Below are 10,617 nucleotides of genomic sequence, written 5' to 3'. Positions count from 1 at the left end.
GAGGTGGTCATCCTGTCGCAATCATCTGGTCCCTTTTCCTTTGTAGTCTCAAAAGAAGACTGGTCCCTTCATCGCAAAGGCCATCAGGATCAGGAACGTCATCAGCAAAAGGTCAGAGAAGCTATCAAGGATAATTTGCCGGATCTCGTGACCGAAGAAAATATTATTTTGTCAGGCGGTAAGCAGATTGTAAAGGTTCCGATTCGCAGTCTGGATGAATATCGAATTATCTATAACTTTCGTAAGCAAAAGCATGTAGGACAGGGCGACGGGGAAAGTCAGGTCGGTGATGTACTTGGGCGGGATTCACAGTCGGCACAGCCCGGCAAAGGGGAAAAAGCAGGCGATCAACCCGGTCAGGACACCGTGGATTCAGAGGTCAATCTGGAGGATCTGGAGGACATCTTGTTTCAGGATATGGAGTTGCCACATCTGAAGCCCAAGAATAAGGAAGAGATCGAGGTTAAATCCATCATCTTCAACGATATTCGTAAAAAAGGCATGATGTCCAACATCGATAAGAAACGTACCCTGCTGGAGAACCTTCGGCGTAATGCAAGCAGAGGTAATCCCGGCATTCACAGCATAAGTCCTGATGATCTGCGCTACAAAACATGGGATGACATTCGAACGCCTCACTCCAATGCGGTCATTATTGCGATGATGGATACTTCAGGTTCGATGGGTTCTTTTGAAAAATACTGCGCTCGCAGCTTCTTCTTCTGGATGACCCGCTTTCTACGCCGCCAGTATGAGAAGGTGGAGATTGTCTTTCTCGCCCACCATACGGAGGCTAAAGAGGTCAGCGAGCATGATTTCTTCACCCGCGGAGAGAGTGGAGGAACCATCTGTTCCTCAGCTTATCAAAAAGCGATTGAGATTATCGACAGCCGATACCCGCCAGCGCAGTACAACATTTATCCGTTTCACTTCTCTGATGGCGATAACCTCACCTCCGACAACGAACGCTGTGTAAAGCTAATTGGAGAACTGCTAAAACGAAGCAATATGTTTGGTTACGGGGAAGTGAATCAGTACAACCGCAGCAGCACACTAATGTCCGCTTATCGTCATCTGAAGCACGAGCAATTCATGCATTATGTCATTAAAGATAAAAAAGAAGTGTACCAGGCGCTAAAGACCTTCTTCAGTCAAAAGGGCACTGTTAATTCATAATTCCTACGTTTGATTATAGCCCACAGCTAGACTACCTGTTTTATTGTCCTACCCATATAAAAAAACCTCCATTCCAGAGCTTGGGAGGGGAGGTTTTTTTTCATAACGGAAATCTATTCAACTGTCCTAAACCGTTCCACAATACTTTTATTACCACTCAGAAAATAGATGGCAAGAGTCATATTCCAAATGAGTTGTAAACTCTACAACCTATTGAACCTTCTCTCTATCCTTGCCTTTATCAGATTCACCGGCATTTCTATTCGCTGCTTCCCGGTCCTCCATCATCTCGTCCACCGTCTTTACCTTCAGGCGAGCTGCGCCTTCATTGCTGGCATTCGTTGGAATAAGATCTCCTGAAGCTAAGCGCTCCTTCGCTTTTGCAATGGCCTCGCTATATTGTGGCAGCCACTGCTCCCCAGCTACGAGCATCTCATCGACCATCTGCCAGATTTCTTTCGGGTTACATACGGCGCCTACCAACGGATCCATCATAAATGCTTGACGTAGCAGCTTGTCATCGCCGTGCACAGCAGCTTCAACAGCTAAACGTTGCACTGAGATACTAACGTTGCACACTGCGGCTGCTCCTAAAGGCAATTCACCTACAAGCGGCATCGATATACCATTCCGATCCACATACCCTGGTGCTTCGATAATCGCATCATCTGGCAAATTAGAGATCACGCCATTGTTCACAGTATTAAAGTGACCTCTATACACTCTGCCCGTTTCCAAGCCTTCAATAATAAATGAACCATGTTCTTCTCCGCGATTCTCCACTGTATACTCCAGTGCCGAGTCCTTCATCCAATTCGGAAAATCCGTTTCGAACCAATTCCGCCCTTCGGTGCAGACACGTAGATATCCACCCGTCTCACCGTTAATCCAGCTTCCCAGGTCGATCCAATCCATAATTTCATCGCTGCGTTTACGATACCATGGCACATATTCACTTAGGTGACCATTGGATTCTGTACTATAATATCCAAAGCGGCGCAGCATGTCGATCCGAACTTTTTCTGTGCGGCTGAATTCTGGATGACTCTCAAAAGCTTCTAAAAGACCTTCGGTCAAATCTTTACCCTTATGACTCGCCGAAATATACCAAGTCTGGTGATTGATACCCGCACAAATAATATCGACTTCCGACTTTTTCAGCCCATACACATCTGCAATTTGCCCATGCCCATGCTGCACCCCATGACACAGACCAATCGTCCGTACACCACCGTATTTGTTGCAAGCCCAAGTCAGCATAGCCATAGGATTCGAATAGTTAAGTAGGAGTACATCCGGCGCAGCCATTTCCCTAATATCACTGCAAATATTCAGCATTTCCGCAATCCCGCGCTGACCATACATGATGCCTCCTGCACAAAGGGTATCCCCTACGCACTGATCGACTCCGTATTTCAATGGAATATCCACATCTGTAGCAAATGCTTCCAGTCCACCCATACGAATAGTACAAAATACATACTTCGCATCCTTCAGGGCTTCTCTTCGATCCGTCGTTGCCTGGATTTGAATATTTAATCCATTCTCTTTAATATCACGTTGGCACAGCTCGGTAACCATCTCCAAGTTGTGGCTATTAATATCCATAAATGAGACTTCAATATTATTAAATTCCGGCACGGTTAGTAAGTCCCGCAACAATCCACGGGTAAATCCAATGCTGCCTGCCCCTATAAAAGACACTTTAAATGACATCCTTATCAGCCTCCGGTAATGAATTGATTGTTCCTGTCCATTGTAGCAAGGGCGCTAGAGAAAGCGTAACCAATATCATGACCTCTTTTGAAGGAAGGTGTCAAAAATCCTAACTTATCTATTGAACATCCATCTCTTCATAACTCCAAGCATGACGCTCAATGGAATTACGATATTCTATGGGCGTGTTGTCAGTATATTTTTTGAAGAGGAGATGAAAATATTGTCTGCTACTAATCCCTACATAATCGGCAATTTCAGCAATTGGAATATCACTCTGTCCCAGCAGCATCTTTGCTTTCTCCATTCGCAGCATATTCAAATAATCACTGAGTGTCCTACCTGTATGTGACTTAAAAATACGATGCAGATATCCGGGATGCAGATTGACCGCGGCAGCGATATCCTTAACCTGAATACTCTGGTCGTAATTCTGATGCAGGAATTCGATACTGCGCCGCACATAGAGCTGCGAAGGCTGTTGACTGGCATGAAGCTGATCCTGTCGCAAGCTTGATACTCGAAGTAGAAGCTCACAGAACAATAAGTCGACCATACTTCCGCCTTTCCCGCCACTTTGATCAAGCTCTAGTACAAGTCCTTTTAGAACATGATAAATTTCCTCCGGATCAGGCATGACTAGACTGGAAAAGGGCATCTGTAACCATTCAGCTAGTGCCGTTTCTTTCCGAGCGAGCTTGCCGATAGATGGAGCAACCCCTGTATATTCCATAAATCCAAACTCCACATTCAGCATTCGGCAGGGCGTCCCATCCTCGACAATCAGTCTGTGCGGTACATTTGCATCGAGGATGATCAGTTCTCCCCGCTTCAACCTAAATCTCTCTTCTTCACCTGCTTTTGAACGGACATCCACGACACAGCTTCCTGAGATCAAATACATGATTTCAGTTGAATTATGCTGATGGTAGGTCATATAGTAGTTGTTCCATTGTTTATAATAGTAAGCAAAAAAATGAGGACTATAATCCCCTTCGATTAATGCCTGCTGAAAAAGACTCCCACTAAGACTTAGATGCAATTTCGTCAATCGATCACTCCTTTCTTCTATTAAAATGTTAACCCAAGTGTATCTCTCAAACTACTTCTAAGACAAGAAGAGCTACTTGAAGTCATTAAGTTAGAAAAAAACGAGCAAAACTCCATTACACAGGAGAGTTGCTCGTTTTATTGTTTTTACTAATAAGATTTAATTCTCATACTTGAAAAGAAACCATAGATTGCTTAAGATCTGCTGCTAAGCTCTCCAGCTTTTGGGATAAGGAAACTAGCTCCTCACTTACAGTAAATTGCTGTGAAGACATAGAAGCTACCTCCTGCGTCGAAGCCGTCGTCTGCTGTACAATGGAACTGACACTCGCCATGGATTCACCTAATTGACGCTGAAACTCTATCAGTTCATGAATAGAAGCAGAGGATTCACTAAGATGTCCCATGAAGTGTTCCATTTCCTCTTTGACACTCGCAAAAATCGTTGACGACTCACGCACGGAAGAAATCTGCTCACGGAACTTTGGAGCGGTCTCATTGATATCTTTAACCGTGTTCTCAATGTGTAGACCAATCTCTTCCGTAATCTTGGAGACCGATTGGATCGACTCATTCGATTGGTTAGCGAGCTGTCTGATTTCATCAGCAATCACTATAAAGCCTCTGCCTGCTGCACCGGCTCTTACCGCCTCTATAGTGGCATTTAGCGCCAAAATATTGGTCTGCTTATTTACGGCAATCATAGGACTAAGAATACTACGAATTAAATGAGTACTCTCTCTTAGCTTATTGGAGTTCTCTTGTATTCGATTGAACATCTCCACCGTAGATTCACTCTGCTCTACCAGCAGCTTCATCAGCTCTGTCCCCTGATCACTAACCTCAATAACTCGTTCCGCCGAAGCGTCCATTACTGTATTTAGTTCAGTTACTTCACTCATCTTACTGCCAATGATTTCGACATTAGCATGGCTTTTTTCTGCTTCGACAGCAAGGCTTGCTGCTCCAAGTGCAATTTCACCCGTAGCAGATGCAACCTCTCTGGCATGAAGTGAGGTTGTACCTGACGCTTTGACTAATTGTTCTGAAGTACCAAGCACTTCATCCGCTGACATTTCACTCTGGCTTGCAAGCAGAGAAATTTGCTCCATCATTTTGTTAAAGCTATGCCCGAGCCGACCAATCTCATCCTTACCCTTAAAATTCGTTCGTACACGAAGGTTTCCTCGCTCACCTTCTTCCATTAAGGTCGCCAGTTTACCTAGTGGACGCCCAACCAACCGAACAAGAACATAACCAATTAATAGGGCTATCACGGCAGCTGCAAGCACAACAGAGAACGTAATATAAAGGAGCTTGTCCGCTGACTTCGTAAAATCACTAACTGGCGCATATCCCATGAGCGTCCACTTTGCAGTCGTTAAAGGTTGATAAACGACAAGCTGAGGACTTCCGTTCTCATCGGCTGCTGTAAATGAATGTTTCTTTTCTATATCTTGCTCTTCCGATACTTTTATGTAAGAGGGTTGACCCAATTTAGCATGATCCGCACCATAAACAATGTTCCCATCTGTGTTCAAAATTCGAATCTCACCAGTAATTCCAATCTGAAGATTAGACAACATTTCAGTCATGGCCTTCCCTTTAACTTCGATCAGCATATAGTACTCCGCTTCAGGATGTAATAGATTCCGAAGCAGTCTCCCCATAGTTAAAGATGGCTCTGTATAAGCATCAAAGAAGCCCTTCTCACGAACTGGAAACCATACTGGCTCTCCTTTAGCATCTGCAATTTGTTTCAGCCTTTCAGCAATACCTTCATCACTACGAAGGCCACTAACACCTGCAGATTTATACGATTCCGTTTCTTCCAAGCTCTTAGATACCAGTCTGACGCCATACATCCGCTCATCTGATCCTTTAACCAAGTCTAGCTTTCTACGAATCCGATCTTCTGCAGCGACTTTGGCTACCGTTGTAAGTTCTCCACTATTTATTTTTTCCAAGTCACCTTTTAATGCGGAGTCGAGTGCAAATTGCCTTGAGAGCGCTTCATATTCGGTTAGAACAAAATCCAGCTTGTCCGCTGCTTGAACTATAGACTGTGAGGAGGCCGCGGCAACCTCATCTGTAATGATATCTTTGGCAGCAAAATATGAAGTCAATCCTAGAACAGAAGATAAGAGCACTATGGAGCTGAAAAGAATAACGAATAATTTTATCCCAACTGATCTAAACTGTAGGGTCCATAGCTTTTTCATTAAGTTCACTCCCTATGATGGAAAAAGGGTACAGCCTTCCATTTCTGTACAAAGGCTGTACCCAGTTCATTCTTTAGTATGAAGCGAAATTGTTACCCCTTACTAGCTCCTGCAGTCAATCCATCAACAAGCAGACGTTGCAAGAATACAAACAAAATCATAATTGGAATAGAGATCAGAACAGCACCGGCAGAGAACAATGTAAAGTTAGTGTTTTGGTTCGAGTTAACCATATCCCACATTCCGACTGCTACGGTCCAGTTCTCCTTTGTCCGCAAAATAAGTCTGGCGAAAATGAAATCCACCCATGGGCCGACAAACTGAGTCAATGCCATGTAAGTGATCATAGGGCGTGACAAGGGAAGAATAACTCGCATAAAGATCCCGAAATTACTCGCCCCGTCTATTCGAGCCGCCTCATCCAAAGAACGAGGAATCGTGTCGAGGAAGCCTTTGGCGATAAAGGTTCCCCCCAGCGGCGCCCCGGCTGCATAGACGATAATCAAGGCAATATGCGTATCCAGCAAATTAAACTCCTTAAGCAGCATATAAATGGCAATCATACTCATAAAACCAGGGAACATACCAAGGATCAGAACCGTAGATAACGCTGTTTTACGCGCTTTAAAACGGAATCTGGATACAGCGTAACTGGTTAACAAGGTAAGAACTACACCGATAAGCATGGAGAATACGGCTATCTTCAATGTATTCGCATACCAAGTTCCAAACATATAGCTCGGAGATGTGAACAATTCTCTGTAGTGATCGAAGGTGAATTGCTCAGGGATAAACGTTTTACTGTACAGTGATTTACCAGGTCGGAAGGAAGCAAATAGAATCCAGAGGGCCGGATAGAGTGCCGCTATCGACAAAGCAATCAAGATGATGTAACTACCACTTAAGCGAATAAAGTTCGCGATCTTTCTGCTCATTGGATCATATCCTCCTCTTTGAATGATTTCGTCCGGCGGTAATTGTACAGGGAGAATGATGCAACAATGATAAAGATAATAATCCCTATTGCCGAAGCCATGTTGTTTTTATTCTGATCAAGTGTTAATTTGTATAGCCAGGTTACTAGCAAGTCCGTGGAACCGGCATATTGATAATCACCATTTACAGGACTACCGCCTGTTAATAGGAAGATCGCATTAAAGTTGTTAATGTTACCTGCGAATTGCGTAATTAAAGTAGGCGCTGTGGAGAACAATACCATCGGTAACGTAACGATACGGAACTTCTGATAACCTGATGCTCCATCCACTTCAGCGGCTTCATACATATCCCGAGGGATTGTAGTCAGTACGCCCATAATAAGTAACATTGAGACTGGAATACCAACCCACATATTAACAATAATTACGGTAACCTTAGCCCAGAATGGATCTGTCAGCCATGGCAATCCGCCCATTCCAAAATACCCAAGGTATTGGTTGATCGGACCGAATTGACCGTTAAATAAATTGCGCATGAGCAGCAAAGAGATTAACTGTGGTACTGCGTAAGGTACAATCAGTATAACTCTCCACATTCCTTTGAAACGAATACCTTTTTGGCTCACCAATAAGGCTACCAATAGTCCTCCGAAATATGTAGTAATCGTTGAAAGAACTGCCCATATAATCGTCCATGTTAATACACCATAAAAGGTGTGGCTCCATGTTTTGAGAACTAATAAATTTCGGAAGGTCTGAAATCCAACCCAGTCAACCAATTTAGCGGGTGGAAGATGATCAGGTGCGGAATAGTTCGTAAACGCTAGCAGGATCATGAAGATGATTGGCATGATCGTAAAGAATAGAACACCAATACCCGGCAAGACCAAGAACGTCTGAGCGAACTTATAATCCAGTATATAGCGAACACTTTGTTTAAAGGTGTTTGCCTGAAGACCGTTATCGCGTTTCTCTCCAGTCTTATAAGCATCTTTAATGTTCAAATACCAAGCGAGGATTATGATGATAAGCATTAGAATGGTGATCAAGCTTTGAATCAAAATATAAATCGAGTGATCCCCAGCTACCATCTTAGCGATGCCTTTTACTTTTACCAAACGGCTAGGGTTCTCTCCTAGTGTGACAAAACCCCATAAAGCAGTAGCAAGATTCTGAATAAAATAATAAACAGCGGCGGCTTCTACAACTAAAAACATGATTCCTTTGATGAATTGGCGGTTATATATTTGTCCCAATCCCATGAAAATCGTCGACAGTACTGCGGCCCTCGTGCGATGTCGCTGCATTTCGCTTCCGTTCTCCTCTCCGAGTGAAAATAAGAAACTGCCCTCCGCTAAACATGCGACGGGCAGCTTGATTCACTGTATGCTGTTAAGACTGTGATTTATGATCCTTATTGCGATGAACTGTTGTTCAAATCTTTGATTTGTTGAACGGCTTTGTCCATAGCTGCTTTTGGATCAACATTTTTATCCCAAATTTCTGGAAGCGCTGCATTTACAGGGCTCCAAACGTTACCCATTTCAGGGATAGAAGGCATCGGTTGGGAACTCTTAGCTTGTGCTGCAAAAGCGGATACAAATGGATCATTAACGATTTGTGGATCAAGAAGCGCTTCGTTGTTTGTAGGAACAGAACCGATCGTTTTGTTCAGTAACAATTGAGCGTCTTTGCTTGATGCAAAATGAGCGTACAATTTAGCAGCGTTCGGATATTGAGTAAACGAGTTAACTGCGAAAATTTTGATACCAGAGAATGTAATAGCTGTTTTGCCATTTACTGTAGGGATCGGTGCGATACCAAGGTTATCTCCAAGAGCTGCTTTGTATCCTCCAAGCTCCCAAGGACCAGTGATATCCATCGCTACATCACCTGAGTTGAACAAGCTGCGTTTGATATCAGCGTTGATATCTCCGCTCTTAATTGGCAATGCTTCTTTCATTTTCACAAATTCTTTAAGTCCTGCAACAGCTCCATCATTAGCAAGTCCGATATCGTCTTTATCTGTACCGTCTTTACCGAACAGATATCCGCCATCGGAAGCGATAAACATGTAGTTGAAGTACAAGTTTCCTACTTCCCACATAATTCCGTATCTGTTCTTGGATTTATCTGTGAATGTTTTGCTGAAAGCAAGAACATCGTCGAAAGACTTAGGTGCTTCTTTAACAAGTGATTTATTGTAGAACAATGCATAAGTTTCTGCTGCTCTTGGGTAGCCATACAATTCGCCTTCATACGAAGATCCGATAATCGAAGCTTCAGTATTGCTAGCTTTTGTTTCTTCACCGAAGACATCGTTAGGAAGAACCAAGCTTGCACTTGCTGCTTTACCTAAGTTGTCGTGAGGAATAAGGATAACGTCTGCTGCTAATCCTGAAGGACCATCTTGCGTAAGTTTAGTTACTTGATCTGGTGGTGCCAACTCTTCAATCTTGACTGGAACATTATATTTTGCTGTGAACTGCTTAGCAATTTCGTCTGCGAATGGTCTTTCTTCCTTACTTTCCCATACAACTAGAGTCGCTCCATCTTCAGGTACAATCTCTTCTGTCGCTGCTGCATCTGTGCTCTCTGGCGCTGCAGTCTCTGTAGTGTTGTTAGCAGCATTAGTAGCTTTTGCTGCATTGTTTCCCCCGGCATTCCCATTGTTGCTCGAACCACACGCTGTAACGGACAGTGCCATAGAGACAGCAGCGGTGATAACCATCACTTTTTTTAACTTCATTACTTTAACCCCTCCCAATTTTAATAAAGCATAAGATGATAAAATAGTAGAGCAAGAAATTTGCGCAAACGATTTCAGAAAAGCTAAAAAAAAAGTTATTCTTTTAGCTCGCTCCTTCTTGAGCTGCATTTCGCAGTGCAAGAAAGCGCTTCATTCATGAATACATCATACAACAGTATCGTTTGTTTTTAAAAACGTTTGCACATACCATATTTGACCATTTTCCATTAATTGATAAACACTATAGGCATTTATCTCCATTTTTCACATGATATCTTTTAATTAGTCGATTATTCATGTGTTTAAAAATGGAATTGCTATTTTATTTGCCCCTGATATACCACAAATTCACTTTTCCAGTAGATTTACAATTATCGGGCAGTAGAAACGCTCATATACTCAAGTGAAAATTTGTGCAATGGTTTGAACAAGAGTATTGAAAGCCCTTTTATTCCATGCTATAATCCAAATCGTTAAGAGGCAACCCAACATGAATCATTGCATCTATTGTCTGCCTCCTGTTCTATATAACTAAAAGGCAATGTTACTTATGAAAGGTACAACCTCGGACAAGCTACTTCGCGGCGGTTGTGCCTCTTTGTTATGTGCAAGTTTGTCTCATCATTTGCGCATGTTGCATAAAAAACTGTGCAACCAATAACAATAGCGACATTCTAAACCCCACGCGCTGTGGTCAATTGTTCGGAAAAGTATCGCTCACAAAACTTAAGCGTATACTTTCGAGTTAATTTTGCCGAAGCTGGTC

7 protein-coding genes are annotated in these 10,617 nt (G+C 43.0%); 1 reads left to right on the top strand and 6 read right to left on the bottom strand.

Features of this window, described 5'->3' with window-relative positions:
- The first annotated feature begins 12 nt into the window (after positions 1 to 12).
- A complete protein-coding gene (yhbH, locus tag MHI27_RS08525; protein WP_405176706.1) occupies positions 13 to 1,176 on the top strand; it encodes a sporulation protein YhbH in 1,164 nt (387 codons plus the stop codon).
- A gap of 210 nt (positions 1,177 to 1,386) precedes the next feature.
- Here yhbH and MHI27_RS08520 read toward each other — a convergent pair whose 3' ends face one another.
- The 6 genes from MHI27_RS08520 to MHI27_RS08495 form a co-directional block, all read right to left on the bottom strand.
- Complete coding sequence (locus tag MHI27_RS08520; protein ID WP_341125818.1) at positions 1,387 to 2,892, bottom strand: alpha-glucosidase/alpha-galactosidase; 1,506 nt, start codon at positions 2,890 to 2,892, stop codon at positions 1,387 to 1,389.
- A gap of 118 nt (positions 2,893 to 3,010) precedes the next feature.
- Positions 3,011 to 3,943 carry an AraC family transcriptional regulator gene (locus MHI27_RS08515; protein ID WP_405176034.1) on the bottom strand — a complete coding sequence of 311 codons (933 nt, stop codon included), beginning with the start codon at positions 3,941 to 3,943 and terminating at the stop codon, positions 3,011 to 3,013.
- A gap of 166 nt (positions 3,944 to 4,109) precedes the next feature.
- Positions 4,110 to 6,164: a methyl-accepting chemotaxis protein gene (locus MHI27_RS08510; RefSeq protein ID WP_405176033.1), complete on the bottom strand. Its 2,055-nt coding sequence runs from the start codon at positions 6,162 to 6,164 to the stop codon at positions 4,110 to 4,112.
- Between the two features lie 92 nt (positions 6,165 to 6,256).
- Entirely contained in the window at positions 6,257 to 7,099 is an 843-nt protein-coding gene (locus MHI27_RS08505; RefSeq protein ID WP_042186333.1) for a sugar ABC transporter permease, read from the bottom strand.
- Entirely contained in the window at positions 7,096 to 8,409 is a 1,314-nt protein-coding gene (locus MHI27_RS08500; protein ID WP_042125830.1) for a carbohydrate ABC transporter permease, read from the bottom strand. Before MHI27_RS08500 ends, MHI27_RS08505 begins: the two co-directional genes overlap by 4 nt.
- A 107-nt stretch (positions 8,410 to 8,516) precedes the next feature.
- Complete coding sequence (locus MHI27_RS08495; protein WP_076284192.1) at positions 8,517 to 9,851, bottom strand: maltose ABC transporter substrate-binding protein; 1,335 nt, start codon at positions 9,849 to 9,851, stop codon at positions 8,517 to 8,519.
- Positions 9,852 to 10,617: the final 766 nt, after the last annotated feature.

Origin of the sequence: Paenibacillus sp. FSL H8-0261 (assembly GCF_045040645.1) — a bacterium.
Lineage (GTDB): Bacteria > Bacillota > Bacilli > Paenibacillales > Paenibacillaceae > Paenibacillus_AQ.
This window is presented reverse-complemented; position numbering and strand designations above follow the sequence as displayed.

What these genes read in the sequence shown, in the direction of transcription:
- MHI27_RS08520 (WP_341125818.1), bottom strand. Translation starts at nt 2,892, where the DNA reads ATGTCATTTAAAGTGTCTTTTATAGGGGCAGGCAGCATTGGATTTACC.
- MHI27_RS08510 (WP_405176033.1), bottom strand. Translation starts at nt 6,164, where the DNA reads ATGAAAAAGCTATGGACCCTACAGTTTAGATCAGTTGGGATAAAATTA.
- MHI27_RS08505 (WP_042186333.1), bottom strand. Translation starts at nt 7,099, where the DNA reads ATGAGCAGAAAGATCGCGAACTTTATTCGCTTAAGTGGTAGTTACATC.
- MHI27_RS08500 (WP_042125830.1), bottom strand. Translation starts at nt 8,409, where the DNA reads ATGCAGCGACATCGCACGAGGGCCGCAGTACTGTCGACGATTTTCATG.
- MHI27_RS08495 (WP_076284192.1), bottom strand. Translation starts at nt 9,851, where the DNA reads ATGAAGTTAAAAAAAGTGATGGTTATCACCGCTGCTGTCTCTATGGCA.